The organism is Bradyrhizobium sp. USDA 4454, assembly GCF_054822705.1.
Map to the genome: position 1 here is coordinate 7,294,226 of NZ_JBTRCN010000001.1, position 18,794 is coordinate 7,313,019.

The following is an 18,794-nucleotide window of genomic DNA, read 5'->3' on the forward strand; positions in this document are numbered from 1 at the left end:
CCACCTGTCATTGGGCGAAGGCCTGCTGCACGGCCTTGGGATCGGTGATGCCGTTGGCGATCAGGAGTTCGAGCAGGACGCGCGCCTTCTGCGGATTGAGATCGAGCGAGACCGCAAAGCCGAGCTTGTCGTCCTCGACCTCGACGTTGCGGTTGACATAGCCCGAGCCGACGCGGGTCGAACGCACCACCACGACGCCCTGCTTCGCCGCCGCCGCCAGCGCGTCGATTGCGCCCTTCGATGAATTGCCGTCGCCGACGCCGGCCAGCACGATGCCCTTGGCGCCACGCTTGACCGCATCCTCGACCTCGGCAGCGTCCATGTTGGCGTGCGAATAGATGATGTCGACCCGCGGCAGCGGCGGTGCGTCCGGCAGCTTCAGCTTGGCACCCTTGGCTGGGGCTGCCGCCAGGAAGCGCAGCGAGCCGGTGTCGACGTAACCGACCGGCCCGGCATCGGGCGAGCGGAAGGTCTGGACGCTGGTGGTATTGGTCTTCTGCACCCAGCGCGCCGCATGGATGGTGTCGTTGAGCACCACGAGCACGCCGCGGCCGCGGGATTCCGGCGCCGAGGCGACCCGCATCGCGTCGTAAAGATTGGCCGGCCCGTCGGCGCCGATCGCGGTCGACGGCCGCATCGAGCCGACCAGCACCACCGGGATATCGGTGTCCAGCACGTTTTGCAGGAAGAACGCCGTCTCCTCCATCGTATCGGTGCCGTGGGTGATGACGACGCCGTCGACTTCCTTGTTGTCGATGGCGGCGCGAATGCGCTTGACGAGGTCGAACCAAACCTTGTCGTTCATGTCCTGCGAGCCGATCGAGGAAATCTGCTCGGCCGAGATCTGGGCGAGCTGGTCGATGCCCGGAATCGCCGCGATCAGGTTTGCCGCGCTGACCTTGCCCGAATCGTAGGCATTGCCGGCGCGCGCGTTGGCCTGGCCCGCGATGGTGCCGCCGGTGCCGAGCACAAGCACCTTGGGCAGCGTGCTGCCGGCGGGCGACTGCTGTGCGATAGCCGGCGACGCAAGCCCAAGCATGAGGGCTGCGGCGAGCCCGATGATCGTGCGTGCGGAGCGGGTCGATCGAAGCGAATACTGCTGCATCATTTCTTCCCCCAGTGACAAGCTATCTGCCCACAACTCATGGTTTTGTCGCGCAAGAAATGGACAAACTTGCGGCGGAAACGCCGCCGGCAAGGGGCACAAGGTGCGCTGACTGCCTGCGCCAGGAAGCTGCTCATCTTCATCAACACCGTGGTGGCCCGAGGTTAATGGCCGCGAGCACGGCGTCAATCTCAACGGCATCGGACAACCCGATCGCACACAACACATATCTAATGGTTGCTACGCGTTGCCACGGCCCGCGGCCCAAATGATTTGATCCAAATTCAACGTTGTTTGAGCGGTTGTCGGGGCGATCTGTTTCCAGAAACCGATACATAGCCGTCGAAATCCTGTTCTAGTATGACATCGAGGACCCGCGGCCGGACGCGCGGGCACCGGGGATGGGAGCGAACCGATGGACGTCAAGGCTGTTCTGCCGCCGCGTGGCCGCGACTACCGGCTCGATCTGCTGCGCGGGTTCGCCAACTGGGCGATCTATCTCGATCATATCCCGAACAACGCGGTGAACTGGATCACGCAGAAGAATTTCGGCTTCAGCGACGCCGCCGATCTGTTCGTCTTCATCTCCGGCTACACCGCGTCCTTTGTCTATGCGCGAATGATGCTCGAGCGCGGCACGGTGATCGGCGCCACCCGCCTGATCAAGCGGGCCTGGCAGATCTACGTCGCGCACGTCCTGCTGTTCGTGATCTACATCGCCGAAATCGGCTATCTCGCCCAGCGCTATCACGACCCGAACCTGGAGAACGAATTCAACGTCGCGGGCTTCATGAACAACCCGGCCGAGACGCTCTATCAGGGCCTGCTGCTGGCGTTCAAGCCGGTCAACATGGACGTGCTGCCGCTCTATATCACGTTGATGCTCTGCTATCCGCTGGTGCTGTGGGCGATGCTGCGCAAGCTCAATCTGACGCTGGCAGCGTCGTTCCTGCTCTATCTCGCCGCACGGCATTTCGGCTGGAACCTGCCGGCCTATCCGTCCGGTACATGGTATTTCAATCCGTTCTGCTGGCAGTTCCTGTTCGTGTTCGGCGGCTGGTTCGCGCTCGGCGGCGCCAGCGAATCGATCTCGTTCATCCGTTCGCGCGCCTTCCTCTGGCTCGGTGGCGCCTATCTCTTGTTCGCGCTGGTGATGACGCTGGCGGGCCGCTTCCCGGAGCTCGGACAGGCAATGCCGGGCTGGCTCTATGATGCCTTCAATCCGAACGACAAGACCAACCTCGCGCCCTATCGCGTGCTGCATTTCGTTGTGCTCGCCTTCTTCGTCACCCGATTCCTGCCGCGGGAATGGCCCGGATATGAATGGCCGATCTTCCAGCCGATGCTCAAATGCGGCCAGCAGTCACTGGAAGTGTTTTGTACCGGCGTTTTCCTCGCGGTCATCGCTCATGTGCTGCTGGTCGAGGTCTCCGGCAGCCTCTGGATGCAAATCCTGGTCAGCATTGTCGGCATCGTGCTGATGACCGCCCTCGCCTACTACCGCTCCTGGTCGAAGAAGGTCGACAAGGCGCCGGCGAAAGCGCCCGCGGCTGCGCAGGCTGTAACGGCCGCGAAGCCGGCGGAATAGCCCCTGCGTGACGGGCACGGCCGCGCCTGAGAGCCGACGCGTTCGCTATTTCGCCAGCGGCTTGCCGGCCGTCTCCGGCGCCAGGGCGATCAGCGGCAGGCCGATCACATAGATCAGCGACAGCATCGAGATCGCCAGCGGAAAACTCCCGGTGCGGGCGGCGAGCGCGCCGATCAGCGACGGGCCGGCGGCACCGAGCACGCGGCCCATGCTGAAGGCGAAGCCGGAACCCGAGCCGCGCAGTGCGGACGGAAACATCTCCGGCAGCCAGATCGTGAACAGGCCGAACACACCGTTGGTGAAGAAGCCAAGCACCGGCAGTAGCACCATGAACAGCGTCAGGCTGTCGAGCCATTCGATTGCGATCTCATAGCAGACCGCGACGGAGACCAGCCCGCCGATGAAGAACAGCACCGCGGTGCGGCGCCGGCTGCCGAACCAATTGGTGAGCCATGGCACGAGGAGGCAGCCGATCAAGGTGCCGACATTGGTGATCAAGCCCGCCACCGCGCCCATCTCCTGCGCGTGCGCAGGCGTGGCGCCGGCTGCTACCAGCTTGGTCGAGATCACGGTCGGCGCCCAGAAGTTCGAGGACCACAGGCCGAAGATGATGCAGGCCATCATCAGCGCGGCCGCCCAGGTGGTGCGCGCCTGGTCGCCGGCAAACAAGGCCGAGACCCGCGGCTGCGCGCGCAACGCTGTGTTCCGGCTCGGGAATGTTGCTGCGCAGGTACGCAATCAAAAGCGCGGGCAGGATGCCGAGCAGGAACATGCCGCGCCAGCCAAGCGTGCTGCCGATCGCCAGCGTCACGGCGGCGGCGAGGAATAATCCGGTCGGCGTAGCCGTATGCAGCCATCCGGCGAGCCGCACCCGCGTGTTCTCCGGCACGGATTCCTGGAGCAGCGGCGTGCCGGCGGCCCATTCGCCGCCGATGCCGAAGCCGGCAACGAACCGAAACAAGGCAAACATCACGATTCCGGTCGCAAGCCCGCACAACGCCGTGAACAGCGAGTAGACCAGCACCGTCCAGCACATGATCCTGACCCGCCCGTAACGGTCGGCGGCCCAGCCCCAGACCATCGAGCAGGCCCAGCCCAGCATGAAGATCGAGAACAACAGCCCGCCATAGATGCCGATATTGGCCTTGCTCGGCTCGATGCCGCTCGCAGGCAATAGTTCGCTCAGCGCGCTGACCAGGATGTAGCCGTACATCGAGGAATCGAAGCCATCGAGCATCCAGCCGAACCAGGTCGCCCAGAACACTTTTCGCGGCGACACCGCACCAGGCGCCGCGACCGACGGCGCGACGGCATCAACGATGCTCTCAGTCATTGTTTCCTCGCACGTTTCTTGTGTGCGCGGACTATGCCGAGGTTTGCGCGAGGCGACACCTCCGGCAAACGGGACGGAGGTATCCGGCACGAGAATAGCAACGCCGTTTTGGCTTCGACATTCCTGCGCGGCGCGAACGTTGCTCGCAGATTCGGCGGCGCTTCACGGTGAATGATGTCCATATTGTCCCGCGCCGTCTCTGGGGATGATGCTGCGGCCGGCTCGACGGGGCGCGATCGACTTGTTAAGCCGCGTCTCCGCAAGGACAATTTGAGTCGAGACACATGACCGTAGCAATCGAGATGGGACAGACGACGGCCGGCGCTTCGGCGGCCATCGACCTCGAGGAGCTGCTGGCCACGCGGCTGCTGGTGCAAGGCAATTCGGGCTCCGGAAAATCCCATCTGCTGCGGCGGCTGCTGGAGCAGAGCGCCCCCTGGGTGCAGCAGGCCATCATCGATCCCGAAGGCGACTTCGTCACCCTGGCCGAGCGATTCGGCCACCTGGTGATCGACGCAGAGGACCACACCGAGCGCAGCCTGCAGGTCGCCGGCGAGCGCGTGCGCATCCATCGCGTCTCCATTGTGCTCAACCTCGAAGGGCTCGACGCCGAGAACCAGATGCGGCGCGCCGCGGCGTTCCTCGGCGGAATGTTCGAGGTTCCTCGCGACCACTGGTATCCGATGCTGGTGGTGGTGGACGAGGCGCAGCTGTTCGCGCCGGCCGTCGCTGGCGAAGTGACCGACGAGGCGCGCAAGCTCTCGCTCGGCGCGATGACCAATCTGATGTGCCGCGGCCGCAAGCGCGGCCTGGCCGGGATCATCGCAACCCAGCGGCTGGCGAAACTCGCCAAGAATGTCGCCGCCGAAGCGTCGAACTTCCTGATGGGCCGCACCTTCCTCGATATCGACATGGCGCGCGCCGCCGACCTGCTCGGCATGGAGCGGCGGCAAGCGGAGGCCTTCCGCGATCTCGAACGCGGACAGTTCATGGCGCTGGGACCGGCGCTCTCGCGCCGTCCGCTCGGCCTGCGCATCGGTCCAACCGACACCCAGCCGCGCAACGCAGCGCCGCGGCTGATGCCGCTGCCGGAGGCGGCACTGGAGGACGCACGCGCCATCATCCTCGCAGCCCCGCCGCCCGAAACGATGCGGCCGCCGCGCCGGGCGCCGGCGCCGGACCTGCTCAGCCAATTGATGGCCGCCAAGCCCGCAGCACCGGAGCCGGATCCAGAAACCGCGGAGCCACCGCCGAGCGCCGAGCAATTGGCCGAGCGGCGTGAGCGGCTGGACCGGATCCTGCGCGCCATTCTTGCCGAGCCCGACGCGGGCTTCCGCGCCATCGGCGTGCTCTATCAGGAATTCGTGGTGCGCTGCCGAATCGAGGGACTCGGCGCCGTGGTGCCGGAGTTGACCGATTTCCGCCGCATGCTGACGCGCGCCCGCGCCGGGCTCGGCGCCGAGATGACGGAAGACGATGCCTGGCAGGAGGTTGCGCTGCGCGCCGCCGTCCTGCCCGAGGACATGCAGGGCGTCTTCATGATGATCGCCCGCGCCGCGAAGGAGGGCTGGCCCTGCCCGGGCGACGCCGCCATCGCCCGCGCCTACGGCACCCACTCGCTGCGTCGCGCCCGGCATCTTCTGACCTACATCGAAGATCAGGGGCTGATCGTCTGCCAGCTCGACGGCGCCGGCCGGCGGATCGTGACCCTCGTCGAACTCGCCTGGGCGACCGCGGCGGCCGATCCGAATGTCGATGATGTGTCGGCGGAGACGGCCGCGAGCTGCTCAACGCCGTGATGCAGCGAAGCGCAGGATAGAGATATAGCCCAACACGAAAAAGCCCGCCGAAAGGCGGGCTTTTCATCTCTGCCGGTTAAAGAGATTTGGTTGCGGGGAGGCGCAACCACCGATACCGACATTCGGTTCAAGTTGCGATCTGACCGGGCGGCTTGCGCCTCGAACGTAGTGAGCCCCTCCTAAATTTTTGACTTCTCTTCCCGAGTAGCCCTTCAATTACGGGCACCGGCTTGCTTCGAGCGGCTGGCGCACCCAGTCCTCACGATTCGGACGGCGCCGCCGCGGCGCTGGCAGGAACGGCGGTGAACCGCGGGCGGTACAACGGGCAGGTATCCCGCCGCGCTGCAATTGAGGTGGAGGCGGCCACTATCCGCCATTTGTCCAGTCAGGGCGGCAGGACCTGTACGAATGCAAATACGGCAAACGCTTCTGAATGGATTTGACGGCAAGAGGTCCAATCGACAGTTTCACAACGATCGCATGAAGAGTAATCGAAATAGCCTCGGCGAGGAACGCGCCGGACCGCAGCCGTCTTATGTTTCAAGAAAAATCGGAGCACGATCCGATTCATAAATGGCTCCCGGATTGCCTGCTTTCCGGCGGGCCGGTAGATAAAGCAAGCCGGTTGCGGCTGCGGACTCTAGGGCGACTAGCGGAACCTTACCGCTTCAGGCGCCAGACACCATCGCTATAGATCCGCATCAGCTTTAATTACTTCGTATTCCGCAGGGCCTTGCTGAAGGATTCGACCGTCGCTGCGTGGAGAAATGATGACAGCACCACCAGGCTTGCGCCGCCGAGGCGGCATCACACCTCTCCGTCCTGGGAAAGCGAGATGATCACGCCTTCGGCATCACGCAGATCAAGTCGGCCATCCACATCCTCGTCCTCGCGATCAAGACTCGATGAAAGCATGAGACGCCCCCTGAGCGTCCCCTCTTCAAAATTGAGCGACGCCGGGTCGTTGCCCAGATTGAGCGCAACCAGAAGCCGATGTCCGGAGTACTCGCGAATGAACAGCAGCAGGTCCCCACGCGCCAATATAGTCCGATAAGAGCCCTGAAGCAGCACCTGGTTACTGCGCCGAAGTTCGATCAGCCGCCGGTAGAGCCAATAGATCGAACTTTTGTCACGCTTCTGCTCGGCCGCATTCCGTTCCCGCCAATCATCGCTCAACGGAAGCCATGGTTCAACTGCCGAGAAACCCGCATAGGCACTCTCGTCCCATTGCATCGGCGTGCGACAACCATCCCGACCGAGGGCATGCCCCGGCATGTTGGTCGCGACCGGATCGTGCAGCCGATCGAGTGGAATATTCACCTGCTCCAGTCCGATTTCGTCTCCGTAGTAGATCGTCGGCGTCCCGCGCAACGTCAACAGCAGCATCGCCCCGAGCCGCGCCTGCCGAGGGCCGATGCGTCCCGCAATCCGCGGCCGGTCGTGATTGCCTAAAACCCAGTTGGGCCATCCACCGGAGGGCAATGCCGCCTCGTAATCGGCGATCAGCTTTGCGAGCGAGTTGGCCTCCCATGGCGCGCTGAGCAGCGCGAAATTAAACGGAAGATGTACCCCGGAAAGGTCACGGCCATAATAGGCCACGAGCTTTTCGATCGGTAGATAGATTTCGCCAATCAAGAGACGTCCGGCAAACTCATCGATCACGCCACGCATCTCTGCAATCACGTCGTGCACTTCCGGTCTGTCGGCGGTATAGAGCGGGATGACGGCGTTGTGCGGCGGACTCCCCGGCCCGAACGCAGGGTTGACAGGATTGTCGCGAAATTGATCATCCTTGATGAGGTGCCAGATCACATCGACGCGGAAGCCGTCGATTCCACGTGCGAGCCAGAACCGCATCACATCGTATATCGCCGCGCGGACCTCTGCATTGCGCCAATTCAGGTCGGGCTGAGACGCTAGAAACGCGTGATAATAGTACTGATCGGAAGCCGGATCGTACTGCCAAGCGCTGCCGCCGAAATCTGACAGCCAATTGTTTGGTGCTCCGCCATCCGGCGCTCCATCTCTCCAGATGTACCAGTCTCGCTTCGGATTCGCGCGCCCCGCCCGGCTCTCGGTGAACCACGGATGCTGGTCAGACGTGTGGTTCGGGACGAGATCGAGAATCACCTTAAGTCCCTGCGCATGCGCGGCCTCGACAAGCCTGTCGCAATCCTCCAAAGTTCCGAACAGCGGATCGATCGTCTTGTAATCCGAAATGTCATAGCCGAAATCGGCCATGGGTGAACGGAAGATCGGCGACAGCCATATGGCATCGACGCCCAATTCCGCGAGATATGGAAGTCGGTGGATCAGGCCGGCCAAATCGCCAACACCGTCCCCATTCATGTCGTGAAATGAACGCGGGTAGATCTGGTAAATTACGCCGCACTGCCACCAGCGTGCGTCTGTTTGGCGCTCCAGTCTCATAATGAACCGTGCCCTCCGGCCGTTCTCAGGCCTGTTTTGACTTGCGGTTTCCGAGTGATCGTTGTTCGAACGAGCCTCCTGTTTGGACGGACGCCACAGGCAGGATCGCCATACATAAGCGACGGCAGAGCGGAGCAGGGTACGAAAGTGGACATGCACAAGCTTCCAAAACTTGCTGCTGCAGAATGTCGGACACTGGCACGACAAAATGCCGGAGCCGCCTGTCCATCAGCTCTCCGCTCCGGCTCGGATTCGATCCGCAAAGAACTTGATACGCCAGCGGCGGTTCCTAATTGATCTACGTTGTTCTTCCGCGGGCGGCGAGTTATCGCGTGCGGCGATTTTGCGGAAAATGCTTCGCTGACGGCACTGCCATCGGCAACTCTCTGGGGATTGCTGCCGGCAGCCGAGATCTCTGGCCTTCGCAACGCAACACGGCAGGATTGACGCGGCAGCGAACGTTCATCGAGACTTTCTCGGGTTCAACCAGCAACCCCATCGACAGATCGAGATCACGCGACCAACTGAAGCATAGATCATCAGCCCGGAACGGCAGGCTGCCCGCCTCAACTGCGGTGAGCGACAGAAGCAACTTCCACGTCTTCGCGGCGTTAGTGAAGCTGCCGGCTGCAGCGCAACTTGCCGTGGCTGGATGCTAGCCGGACCGATAGCGGCAGCCAGTGACTTGTGGTGACGCGTCGTCCGGACAACAGATCATGCTCGATCTCTGGTACAAAAATGCTGTCATCTATAGCCTCAACGTGGCCACCTACAAGGACGGCAACGGCGATGGAATTGGCGACTTCAAGGGATTGACCGAGCAAATCGACCACATGGCTCAGCTCGGCGTGAACTGCCTATGGCTTCTTCCATTCTATCCAAGTCCCGGGCTCGACCATGGCTATGATGTCACCGACTATTACAATGTAGCCCCGTCGCTCGGCACTCTCGGCGACTTCGTCGAATTCAGCCATCAGGCGAGATTGCGCGGTCTGCGGTTGATCGTCGATCTGCCCATCAACCACACCTCCGAACAACACCCGTGGTTTCAGCAAGCACGCGCGGATCCCACTTCGCCGTATTGGGACTATTACGTCTGGTCAAAGACGGAGCCGGAAAGCAGTACCGCGGATCTCGTGTTTCCCGGATTCCAGCACAGCGTATGGACTTACGATCTCTCCGCGCAGGCCTGGTACTATCACAGATTTTATCAGCATCAGCCTGATCTCAACATCGGCTGCCCGGCGGTTCGTGACGAGATCTTCAAGATACTGGGCTTCTGGCTCGAACTCGGAGTATCCGGATTCCGGATTGACGCCGCGCCGTTTGTTGTCGAGGAGATACGCCCCGATCGACCGGCGAAGCACCGATACGAGTTCTTCGGCGAGCTTCGCGATTTCCTGTCGTGGCGTAAGGGCGACTCGGTTTTGCTGGCCGAAGCCAACGTTGCTCCAGGGGAGTTCGACCATTATTTCGGAAACGGATCCCGCATCCATCTCCTGTTCGCGTTCCTGCTGAACCAGCACCTGTTCCTCGCACTTGCGCGCGAAACTGCCGAGCCCTTGCGGAGCTGTCTGGCCGCACTCCCACAATTGCCGCAGTTCGCGCAATGGGCACAGTTTCTCCGCAACCATGATGAGCTGGACCTGGGACGTTTGACGCGTGAGGAGCGCGACGACGTCTATGCGACGTTCGCCCCTCGCCGCGAGATGCAGCTCTACGGGCGCGGAATTCGTCGTCGCCTTGCTTGCATGTTGAACAATGATCGGCGGCGGATCGAGCTGGCATTCAGCCTGATGTTCAGCCTTCCCGGCACTCCCGTTGTTTACTATGGCGACGAACTCGGGATGGGCGACGACCTCATGCTGCCGGAACGTTGGCCTGTGCGGACATGCATGCAATGGAGCGACGCCAAGAATGGCGGATTCTCCGCTTCGCCGGGCCGTTTGCTGCATCACATGATCGACGACGGCGAATACGGCCCGGCGAAGGTGAATGTCATCGCGCAGCAGCGTGATCCAGACTCGTTATTCAACTGGCTACGGCGCTTGGTCGAAATGCGCCAGTCCTGCCCGGAAATCGGATGGGGCACGCTAACCCTTCCTGAAAGCGATTGCCCGGCCGTGCTGGTACAGCGCTTCACCTGGGAAGGAAAGTCGATGATCACCGTGCATAACCTGTCGCAAGCCCAATGCAATCCCAGAATCAACGATCTTCCAGGCGGACGACGGCTGACCGATGTCTTCGGTAACCGGATCTATGCGTCGAAGGCGAAACCCGACGCCGCGATCGAACTCGATGGTTTCGGCTACCGGTGGTTCAGGATCGACTAGGTGCTTGCTTGCAAATAGCTCAGATTGCGCCGCTAGCTGAAAGCGTTCCGCCCAAACTCTATGGCGGCACGGAGAGAGTGGTCGCCTGGCTCGTCGATGAGCTCGTCGAGCTTGGGCACGAAGTCACGTTGTTGCGAGCGGCGACTCGAAGACACGCGGTGCTCTCCACTCCGTTTGGCCTCGTGCGCTTCGTCTCGGCCGGCCGCGGGCAGATCCCAATGCGGCCTTGGCGGTCATGCTGCAAGCCGTCTCGCAGCGAGCGCATGAGTTCGACGTGATACACGCATATCGATTGGTTGCATTTGCCGTTGCTCGGCCGGTTGGGCGTCCCCTTCGTGACGACGATGCATGGCCGGCTGGATCTACCGGGCTTGCCGGCCGTTCTTCGCGAATTTCCGCAAGCCCGCCTCGTTTCGATTTCGGATGACCAGCGCATGCCGCTGGCCGGCGCCAACTGGCGCGGCACGGTGTATCATGGACTGCCTACTTCATGCCCAATTGTTCAGCCCACGCAATCAACGTGCCGTATACGGCGGCCAATCGGCGCTATTCCGCGGCCTGGTGGTGCGCCGGCTTCTCGACGTCTGCAAGCGGGGATACTGCCGGTCCATTGAGCGCGGTGCCATCGGGCGCGAACTGCGATCCGTGACACGGACAATCCCAACATTGCTCCACCGAATTCCAGTGCACAACACACCCCAGATGTGTGCAGCTTGCGGAATGGAGATGCAGCTGTCCTTTCTGGTCCCGGCATGCGGCGACCTTTTGCAGTCCGCTACGCACCAGGCAGCCCTCGCCTGGCCGCAACCGCTCGACGGAAGCGATTTCGTCCGCCGAAAGATACTCCGCGAAATTCTTCAACGGTGTGATGTTCTCGCTGATGTATTCACCGATGTTCTTGTGGACTTTCCGTGCCGGCGAATAGATGTCCTCCCACGCACTGGAGCCCGTCGTGATCAGGTCCGCGATCAGGATGCCGGCAACGAGGCCGTTGGTGATGCCTTGTCCGGAATCGCCGCTGACCATGAAAACATGCTCTTCGTCCGGCGAGCGGCCGATGAACCCGACGAAATCTGTCGGCTCCAGCACTTGTCCCGACCAGCGATGGGTTATCGCGCCCATGTCTGGCAATCGTGCGCGCGCCCAGTGCTCCAGCGCCGCAAAGCGTTCTTCGCCGTCATCGGCCTCGCCGGACTTGTGGTCTTCACCGCCGATGATCACGAGCACCTCGTCGGTAGAGAGCGGCTGCAGGCGGACATAATGGTAGGGATCGAGCGTGTCCCAATAGAGCGCGTCGGCCAGCACGCCGCCCGGCAGCTTCGCCGCGATGACATAAGTGCGATAGGGCGCCTGTTTGGTGTGGATGGCGACTTCAAGGTTGACCGGAGAGTTGGTTGCGACGACCACGTCGGTGGCCCGGACCTCGTGCCCTGACGAAACTTTCACCACGACCTCATCCAGCTTATGCTCGATGCTCTCGACACAGCTGTCGGCGTAAAGTTTTGCGCCGGCGCGCTGCAGCGCATTTGCGAGCCCGGCGAGATATTTCGTCGGATGAAAGCGCGCCTGGCCGGGGAATCGCAACGATCGCACTATGCCCTCGGAGTTGAAGGGCGTCGCCGTGTCGCGGTTCTCGACGGGAATGCCCAGCCGCTGACAGCACTCGAGTTCCTCGTCCAGTAGGGAGCTCGGGGTCTCCGGCGCTGGCACCCAGAAGCCGTCAACCCTGCAGAAATTGCAATCGATATTTTCGAGATCCTGGATCGCTTCGGCGCGGCTGATCGAGGCCATGACGCTCTGGTAGTAGAGCCGCGCACATTCCTCGCCGCGCACGCTCACCAGCTCCTTGTAATAGTCGTCAAGCGCCGTGGCGAGATGCGCGGTCGTGCGCGCCGTCATGCCGCTGCCGATGCTGCCGCGATCTAGCACGATCACGGAGCGTCCGCGGCTAACAAGCTCATAGGCCACCGATAGCCCTGCGATCCCAGAACCCACCACGACCACGTCCGCCCGCTCGGATCCCGACAGAGTCGGGGCTTCGACCACCGGGACATCCATCCAGAGCGATTGCGTATACTCATCCCGCACGTTCATGACGCACCCTCTCAAAGAGGGCCAACGGGAGGGCGGAAAAAGGGTTCCATCGGTATGGGTCGGCGGGGCTGCACCCTTCGGCCAGACCGCGGTCTGCCCAACTCTTTGCCCGCTCTTTTCGCGGCGCACTCAACGACTTACTTTGACGATGACTCCCTCGTTCGGCTTCAGGTGGATTGGTCCCGCGACTTTTTCCTGTTTGCGGTCTAGACCAGTCGATAACAATCGGACGCCGCAGCCTTCCCACACCCAAAGCCGTGGTTCTCCGGAAAAATTGAGTCCAACGAGGATTTCCGTATCGTTCATCCTGCGCCCGAACGAGAAGACGTCGTTCTGTGCCCGGCGCGGCAGATACTCTCCCTGCAACAGGCAGGGCTCCTCCCGGCGCAATGCAATGAGTTCACGATAGAGGTTCAAGAGCGAATTCCGATCGCCCTGTTGGGCTTTGATATTGCGGGTGCGGTCCCGGCTCAGCGGAAGCCAGGGTTCGCCACTGGTGAACCCGCCTCCCTCCGTGTCGTCCCAACGCAAGGGCGCCCGCTCAGGATCGCGACCGAGGTCAAAGCCCTTCATGAGTTTTTCAAACGGGTCCTGGACGTGGTCCGATGGAATCGGGACCTGTTCCGAACCGATCTCATCGCCGGCGAACAGGAACGGTGTGCCCCTGATCGTCATCAGCAGCATCGCAAGAACACGTGCCTGAGATTGACCCACTTTGCTGGCGACCCGGTGCTTGTCATGTCCGCCGATCACGAAGTCCGGCCAGGCACCTTGCGGAAGCGCATTGAAATAGGCATCGATCGTCGCCTGAAGCGAGATCGCATTCCATTCCGAATCGAGCAATGCGAAGTTCAGCGGCAGGTGAAGGCGCGGCTTGCTGTTTCCGTAGAAATGGCCGATCCGATCAGTCTTGCCCTGCACCTCGCCGCAGAGAAGTTTTCCGTCATACCGGTTCAGAACTTCCCTGATGTATTCGATACAGCGCATGGCTTCCGGCCTGTCGTCCGTAAACACGGGCATGAAGGCCTGAGGAGGTGGCGTCTTGTCGCTGGCCTCCGGGTCCGGCGGATTGTCGCGCAGCAGATCATCCTTGATCAACACAGCGCTCGCATCAACCCGGAAACCGTCGACGCCGCGCTCGAGCCAGAACCGCATCACGGCTGCGATGGCTTCTCGGACTTCGGGGTTTCGCCAGTTGAGGTCCGGCTGGCTCGGCAGAAATGAATGATAGTAGAACTGCCGGCGCTCCTCACACCACTCCCAGGCACTGCCTCCGAAACGGCTGAGCCAGTTGTTCGGCGGACCACCGTTGGCACCGGCTTCCGTCCACAGATACCAATCGGTCTTCGGGTTGTTTCGCGAGGCGCGACTTTCCCCAAACCAGGCGTGCTGATCGGAGGTATGATTGGGAACGAGATCGAGAATGAGCCGGATGCCTGAATCGTGCAAAGCACGTAGCAGGTGATCGAAATCTTCCAGGCTGCCGAAACGCGGATCGACCGAGCAGAAATCGGCAATGTCATAGCCGAAGTCATGATTGGGGCTCTTGTAGATGGGCGTCAGCCATACCGCGCCGACGCCAAGCCAAGTGAGATAGTCGATACGTTGCAGAAGGCCGACCAGGTCCCCCTGTCCGTCGCCGTTGCTGTCCTGAAATGACGCCACGGCGATCTCGTACACGACCACGTCACGCCACCACGTATCATTGGAAGCAGGTGCGGATTTCCTTGGCGGTGCGTTCCTGCTCACGCGGAAAGTAGACTCCCTTGTTGACACCAGCGCCGCCCGAGCTAGCTGGTCCTCAACCTCCGGCGAGAGAGGTTAGTTCCTACGAGTACCAAGCACTGCGCTCTCAGGCATAGCGAGGGGCAACGGTGAGCCAGTTTGCTCCAGTAGCGCGCGCTCTGTCGCATTGCAGGTCACACGGTGGTTTTGTCGGGATTGCACGGGCGTATTCATTTTGCGTGAGGCGAACACACGCGCGAAGGGTCTGCGCGTTGACCCGGTAACTCCTGCAAACTGGGCATGGCCTCGCGTAGGCGAACGAGCGAAGTAGCTCGTATGTTCGGCAGTTGCGACCACACTTCAAAACACCGCAAGTTGAGGTTTGGCTATCATCAGCCAGAGTATAGCGGCCACCGCCATGAACGCTGGAATGCCGAAGGCAAACCACAGCCAGAAAATTTGGTGATATTCAGGAGGCAAAGGCGAGCCTTTTGCCACTGCGACTGAGGCAATATCCCTCAGGCGCATTTGCATCCAAACAACGGGCAGCCACAGCGCCCCCGTGATGAGGTACAGCACGATCGACCAAACGATCCATCCTTCCCAGAAGGAGTAACCGACGTGCAGCACAAGCAGCGAGCCAGTGATGGGCTGAGCAACGACAGCGGTGGCTGTGAAGATAAAGTCCGCAATCACAACAATTCGGGCGATACCCGCGATGACGGCGGGCTTTCCGCCGAGGTGAGCTAGAAGCATGAAGAACGCAATGCCGGATCCTGTGCCGAGCAAGACGGCAGCGCCGACGATATGTAAGTACTTGAGAACGAGGTACAGCATCATCGATCTTCAAGAACAGCCAGCGCTACGAAATGCAGGACGATAATCGGCCAAATTTTCAGCATTGGTCCGAGCGGATCGGCCCATAGGCGAGGCACTAGCACGGTCCCGATGATCGCGTAAGTGAAGGAGATACCGATGGCCGCATAGAGCCCGTACCGGCTGGTTGGTCGATAGGCAATCGCGAGCCCAATTACCAAGTCGGATAATGCGCCGGCGATCACCGTGAGCGCCGCACTCGTTCCTTCGACGCCGCCCTCGCCCATGAGGCCCATACCGTAACCCCAGCCCGGCCCCAGTGAGACAAAGGCGGTCGAGATCCAGAATAGAGACAGCACGATAAATATCGCTGGCTTGAGCAAGTACATGCGCGCAAACCAACGTTCCTGCACTGAAGCTGGTTCGGAGGCGAAGAACTCCGGCAGGCTTTTTGGATGTAGCCCAAGCCGTTGCATGTCTTCAAGATCGCCAACTGCGCCTCGCCCGATCTCCCGCTCGGCAGTGCTTCGTACGGGAGGCCGCCAGCCCAACAGCGAAATCGTGTCACCGAATTTGTACATCACGATCGAGACAAAGTTCGGCAAGCGGATCTCGTGCGCCGGTGGCCAACGGTACCAACGGCGGATCAACGCAATAACTTCGGGGAAGGAATGGCGATGCGGGCCGACCAGTTCGACAACTGTCCGTGTGGGCGCACCGGGCTCTAGAAAATGCCGCACGGTTTGCACGACGTCATCGAGCACGACGATCTGGAGCTGTCCCGTGTTCGGCATCACCGGCAGAGCCGAGAGGGCCGCCAAGCCTCGCATGAGCGCGCTGGCGCCATAGGCCGCCCGACCGATCACGACAGACGGACGCAAGATGATCCAGTCGAGGTCACGCCCAATCAGAGCCTTGTCGCCAGATAATTTCGTTTCTGAAAACGCGGTAGGAGTTAGGCGGTCTACGCCGATTGCCGAAAAATGGATGACGCGGCGGATTTTGAGTTGCTCGCAGGCGGCGAAAAGAGTCGCAATGCCCTGATGATGAACCATTGACGTGGAATCGTTTGGGCTATCTTGGAGTACCCCGGCGCAATTCACGACGGCCTCTATGCCATCGAGATGGGGCAGCCAATAGGATGGTGACGTCGCCTCGTTGAGATCGACCGAGATCGCGCCCGGACACCCATTGCCGGCGCTTCTACTCATGGAAACAACTGAATGGCCGTGCGAGGATAGGTCAGCCGCAATCGCGGAACCCAACAGTCCTGTCCCTCCGATAACGGCAACCTTCATTGATGGACCTCCGCGTTCGGAGCTAAGCCCTCTTCCGCGACCGTAAGCCTCGAACGAATTCCTCTATATAGGGAAGGACTTCAAACAGCAGGACAGCGAATAAGAATGCAGCCACGTAGGTCCAGGGCAATTGCTCTTGCTTCAGGACGAGTTCGTAACGTGCGGGCTCAGACCCCATGCCCCAGAGGCTAAGGAATTGCGGCCAGTTTAATATAATGACGATAACCATCGCCATGAGGGGCATCAGTTCAAGAAAGCTATGGACCTGCTGTTCGATGGGCGTAATAAGCCGCTTATGGCTGGCGAATGTTGTGTCCCAGAGGGCTGTCAGCTGATGCACAACAAAAGCGGCAATCATAACCGCGATGATAAGAGCGTTGATCTCCAAAAAAATCGCCGCCAGCAGTGGTATCGCCAGCTCGATCAACATCAACAGGTGAAGCAGAGATTCCTTGTAGCCGCTTGTCGTCTCAATCCGAGAAGCGCGATGGCAAAGGTAATCAGCAAAGCCGGCCAATAACCAAAGGGGCAGCACAAAGTACAGCAATACGGTTTCAGCTGCTACGGTATGAGACATCCGGTAAGCGCTTCTTCTCTGTTTACAGGCTGTCTGGAGTACGGAGGGGAGATGACTTATCCTCATTTCGCAACTCCTGCTCCGCCAACCGCCAGAATTCCTCCTCCCTGCCTTCGGGTTTGCCGCTCCGCTCCCATATCTCATAGGCGCGCTTCTCGATTTCCTTTTCAGTCGGTTGGGTCACCACGTGCCTCCTTCAAATCTGCAGGGATTGTGGGGTGAGCGTCGGCTAATCGCGGCCTCTCCAACCGTTTGCCGTCAGCGACTCGCTGACCCGCCTGCGACCACAGCCGATATTTGCACTCGCCGGCTTGAATCCTTCCTGCGTTGATAAAGCTGCGAAGTCTGCGAGGTTCCTCGGTTGAAACCTCGCCTCAGAAGCGGCAAAAAGTCGCCCTGGGGGCCGAACGAAATCGCAGTGCTGACCGCTACTTACGCCGCCCAGGAAGGAAATTCGGGCTGCATCCTGAGATGCTGATCTTGGCCTCCTCCGAGACGGCGATTCACAACCTGGCCAAATCGGCGCTCATTTGAGCCGAGATCGGGTCACCTTCTCTCAATAACTCAGCGTCCGCCCTTGCCATTGCGATTGGTAAAGCGGGCGTTGCCGAGACCGGTGCCGATCGTCAGTACGCCCCAGCGCTTCACGTCCTGCATGAAGGGGACCTCAGAAAGTCCCTGCACGACACCATCGTTGTGCATGACGACGGCTGTGTCGTTCTCCCCGATCCGTGGGATCGCTTCGACGAGACTCACCGGCAAATTGAACTTGCTGCTCTCCCAGTTACCGGGCAGGTTCTGCGCACCCTTTTTGATCGAGCCGTCGCTCTCGATGACGCCTGGGCATGCGATGCCGATGAATGGCGCGAGCTTGAATCCCTCGTCTTCCGCCTTCGCGACCAGTTCTTTGAGCATCTTGACCAGGCGCTTTACGGCGTTCTCCCGCGAGGGCTCGTCCTCGGCATGACGCCATAGCTCGAACTTCCACACGCATGCTTTGGAGAGGTCCGACGCCTTCTTGCGACGCGTTTCCATGGCGCCGCAGCGGATGTTCGTGCCTCCGATGTCCACGGCAAGGATGGAGTCGTGAGCTTCGAAGATCCAGGAAGGAGCGAGATATAGCGCCCCGATAAGGCCGGCGTCGTCCGGGTGAGAATGGATCGGGCGCATCTCAACCTTGAGGCTATCTGCCTTGAGGAGGATTTCGGCGCGCGCGATGGCGAGTTCGCCCAGTCGGCTGTCCCGAAAGCCGCCGCCCACCACGATGCGCTCGGTCTTCTCCCAGGCCTTGGTTTTTAGGAACCGACGCGTTACGCGCGCAAGCTCCTGTGCGAAGTCCTCGATGGCACTGTGGACGACGACCGAGGCTTCAGGATCGTCGCCGCCAAGGACGGCGTCGAGCTCCTTCTTGCTGATGTCTTCGGAAAGCTCCTTGCCGAAAGGGTCTTCGCCAGATTTGCGCAGCGGCTTTCGCCACTTTTCGAGGGTTTCCCGGAAGGCGCCCTTGCTGGCGCGGTCCCCGAGGAATTCGTCCTCATCTTTCAGTTCAAGATTGAAACTGTCGATCTCAACCCACGGGAGGCGAGAGGCGCCGTGCGCGGCTATGCCACTGGTTGTGATCGTTTCGTCAGCCATCCTGAACCTTGCAAAAACCGTAGGCACCAAACGGGCGGCTTTCTTTTCAACACGCGCTGCT

The 18,794-nt window shown here is 61.0% G+C and carries 14 protein-coding genes and 1 pseudogene; 4 read left to right on the forward strand and 11 right to left on the reverse strand.

Going from position 1 to position 18,794, the window contains the following annotated elements:
* Positions 1 to 7: 7 nt before the first annotated feature.
* Positions 8 to 1,105 (reverse strand): asparaginase, encoded by a 1,098-nt coding sequence (locus ACVIW0_RS33960; RefSeq protein WP_461356311.1) that lies wholly within the window; start codon positions 1,103 to 1,105, stop codon positions 8 to 10.
* Positions 1,106 to 1,520: 415 nt separating this feature from the next.
* On the opposite strand from ACVIW0_RS33960, the gene ACVIW0_RS33965 reads away from it, so the two are divergent.
* The gene (locus ACVIW0_RS33965; protein WP_461356312.1) at positions 1,521 to 2,693 is read left to right on the forward strand and encodes an OpgC domain-containing protein; all 1,173 of its coding nucleotides are present in this window, start codon (positions 1,521 to 1,523) and stop codon (positions 2,691 to 2,693) included.
* A 45-nt stretch (positions 2,694 to 2,738) separates the two neighbouring features.
* Here ACVIW0_RS33965 and ACVIW0_RS33970 read toward each other — a convergent pair whose 3' ends face one another.
* Both ACVIW0_RS33970 and ACVIW0_RS33975 read right to left on the reverse strand, forming a co-directional pair.
* Positions 2,739 to 3,107 carry an MFS transporter gene (locus ACVIW0_RS33970; protein ID WP_461356313.1) on the reverse strand — a complete coding sequence of 123 codons (369 nt, stop codon included), beginning with the start codon at positions 3,105 to 3,107 and terminating at the stop codon, positions 2,739 to 2,741.
* Positions 3,061 to 4,026, reverse strand: coding sequence for an MFS transporter (locus tag ACVIW0_RS33975; protein WP_461356314.1), 966 nt, complete (start codon positions 4,024 to 4,026; stop codon positions 3,061 to 3,063). The genes ACVIW0_RS33970 and ACVIW0_RS33975 overlap by 47 nt, the downstream gene beginning before the upstream one ends.
* Before the next feature lie 284 nt (positions 4,027 to 4,310).
* Here ACVIW0_RS33975 and ACVIW0_RS33980 point away from each other — a divergent pair, with 284 nt between their 5' ends.
* A complete protein-coding gene (locus tag ACVIW0_RS33980; RefSeq protein ID WP_461356315.1) occupies positions 4,311 to 5,825 on the forward strand; it encodes a helicase HerA domain-containing protein in 1,515 nt (504 codons plus the stop codon).
* A gap of 807 nt (positions 5,826 to 6,632) precedes the next feature.
* Here the strand turns inward: ACVIW0_RS33980 and ACVIW0_RS33985 are convergent.
* Positions 6,633 to 8,255: an alpha-amylase family glycosyl hydrolase gene (locus tag ACVIW0_RS33985; protein WP_461356316.1), complete on the reverse strand. Its 1,623-nt coding sequence runs from the start codon at positions 8,253 to 8,255 to the stop codon at positions 6,633 to 6,635.
* 713 nt (positions 8,256 to 8,968) lie between these two features.
* Between ACVIW0_RS33985 and ACVIW0_RS33990 the strand changes: the two genes are divergently transcribed.
* On the forward strand, positions 8,969 to 10,588 hold the full coding sequence (locus ACVIW0_RS33990) for an alpha-amylase family protein (protein WP_461357501.1): 1,620 nt from the start codon (positions 8,969 to 8,971) through the stop codon (positions 10,586 to 10,588).
* Between the two features lie 8 nt (positions 10,589 to 10,596).
* A pseudogene (locus ACVIW0_RS33995) lies at positions 10,597 to 11,073 on the forward strand (glycosyltransferase); the annotation flags it as partial.
* A 61-nt stretch (positions 11,074 to 11,134) separates the two neighbouring features.
* Here the strand turns inward: ACVIW0_RS33995 and ACVIW0_RS34000 are convergent.
* The 7 genes from ACVIW0_RS34000 to ACVIW0_RS34030 form a co-directional block, all read right to left on the reverse strand.
* On the reverse strand, positions 11,135 to 12,682 hold the full coding sequence (locus tag ACVIW0_RS34000) for an FAD-dependent oxidoreductase (protein ID WP_461356317.1): 1,548 nt from the start codon (positions 12,680 to 12,682) through the stop codon (positions 11,135 to 11,137).
* Positions 12,683 to 12,811: 129 nt separating this feature from the next.
* Positions 12,812 to 14,362: an alpha-amylase family glycosyl hydrolase gene (locus ACVIW0_RS34005; RefSeq protein WP_461356318.1), complete on the reverse strand. Its 1,551-nt coding sequence runs from the start codon at positions 14,360 to 14,362 to the stop codon at positions 12,812 to 12,814.
* A gap of 405 nt (positions 14,363 to 14,767) precedes the next feature.
* Positions 14,768 to 15,244 carry a DUF2269 family protein gene (locus tag ACVIW0_RS34010; protein WP_461356319.1) on the reverse strand — a complete coding sequence of 159 codons (477 nt, stop codon included), beginning with the start codon at positions 15,242 to 15,244 and terminating at the stop codon, positions 14,768 to 14,770.
* Entirely contained in the window at positions 15,244 to 16,521 is a 1,278-nt protein-coding gene (locus ACVIW0_RS34015) for an SDR family oxidoreductase (protein ID WP_461356320.1), read from the reverse strand. The genes ACVIW0_RS34010 and ACVIW0_RS34015 overlap by 1 nt, the downstream gene beginning before the upstream one ends.
* 22 nt (positions 16,522 to 16,543) lie before the next feature.
* Positions 16,544 to 17,098 (reverse strand): hypothetical protein, encoded by a 555-nt coding sequence (locus tag ACVIW0_RS34020; RefSeq protein WP_461356321.1) that lies wholly within the window; start codon positions 17,096 to 17,098, stop codon positions 16,544 to 16,546.
* Positions 17,099 to 17,120: 22 nt separating this feature from the next.
* Entirely contained in the window at positions 17,121 to 17,282 is a 162-nt protein-coding gene (locus tag ACVIW0_RS34025; protein ID WP_075968978.1) for a DUF2934 domain-containing protein, read from the reverse strand.
* Positions 17,283 to 17,662: 380 nt separating this feature from the next.
* The gene (locus tag ACVIW0_RS34030) at positions 17,663 to 18,733 is read right to left on the reverse strand and encodes an ROK family protein (RefSeq protein ID WP_461356322.1); all 1,071 of its coding nucleotides are present in this window, start codon (positions 18,731 to 18,733) and stop codon (positions 17,663 to 17,665) included.
* Between the last annotated feature and the right edge of the window lie 61 nt (positions 18,734 to 18,794).

What these genes read in the sequence shown, in the direction of transcription:
- ACVIW0_RS33975 (WP_461356314.1), bottom strand. Translation starts at nt 4,026, where the DNA reads ATGACTGAGAGCATCGTTGATGCCGTCGCGCCGTCGGTCGCGGCGCCT.
- ACVIW0_RS33960 (WP_461356311.1), bottom strand. Translation starts at nt 1,105, where the DNA reads ATGCAGCAGTATTCGCTTCGATCGACCCGCTCCGCACGCACGATCATC.
- ACVIW0_RS34030 (WP_461356322.1), bottom strand. Translation starts at nt 18,733, where the DNA reads ATGGCTGACGAAACGATCACAACCAGTGGCATAGCCGCGCACGGCGCC.
- ACVIW0_RS33980 (WP_461356315.1), top strand. Translation starts at nt 4,311, where the DNA reads ATGACCGTAGCAATCGAGATGGGACAGACGACGGCCGGCGCTTCGGCG.
- ACVIW0_RS34015 (WP_461356320.1), bottom strand. Translation starts at nt 16,521, where the DNA reads ATGAAGGTTGCCGTTATCGGAGGGACAGGACTGTTGGGTTCCGCGATT.
- ACVIW0_RS34020 (WP_461356321.1), bottom strand. Translation starts at nt 17,098, where the DNA reads ATGTCTCATACCGTAGCAGCTGAAACCGTATTGCTGTACTTTGTGCTG.
- ACVIW0_RS34000 (WP_461356317.1), bottom strand. Translation starts at nt 12,682, where the DNA reads ATGAACGTGCGGGATGAGTATACGCAATCGCTCTGGATGGATGTCCCG.
- ACVIW0_RS33965 (WP_461356312.1), top strand. Translation starts at nt 1,521, where the DNA reads ATGGACGTCAAGGCTGTTCTGCCGCCGCGTGGCCGCGACTACCGGCTC.
- ACVIW0_RS33985 (WP_461356316.1), bottom strand. Translation starts at nt 8,255, where the DNA reads ATGAGACTGGAGCGCCAAACAGACGCACGCTGGTGGCAGTGCGGCGTA.
- ACVIW0_RS34010 (WP_461356319.1), bottom strand. Translation starts at nt 15,244, where the DNA reads ATGCTGTACCTCGTTCTCAAGTACTTACATATCGTCGGCGCTGCCGTC.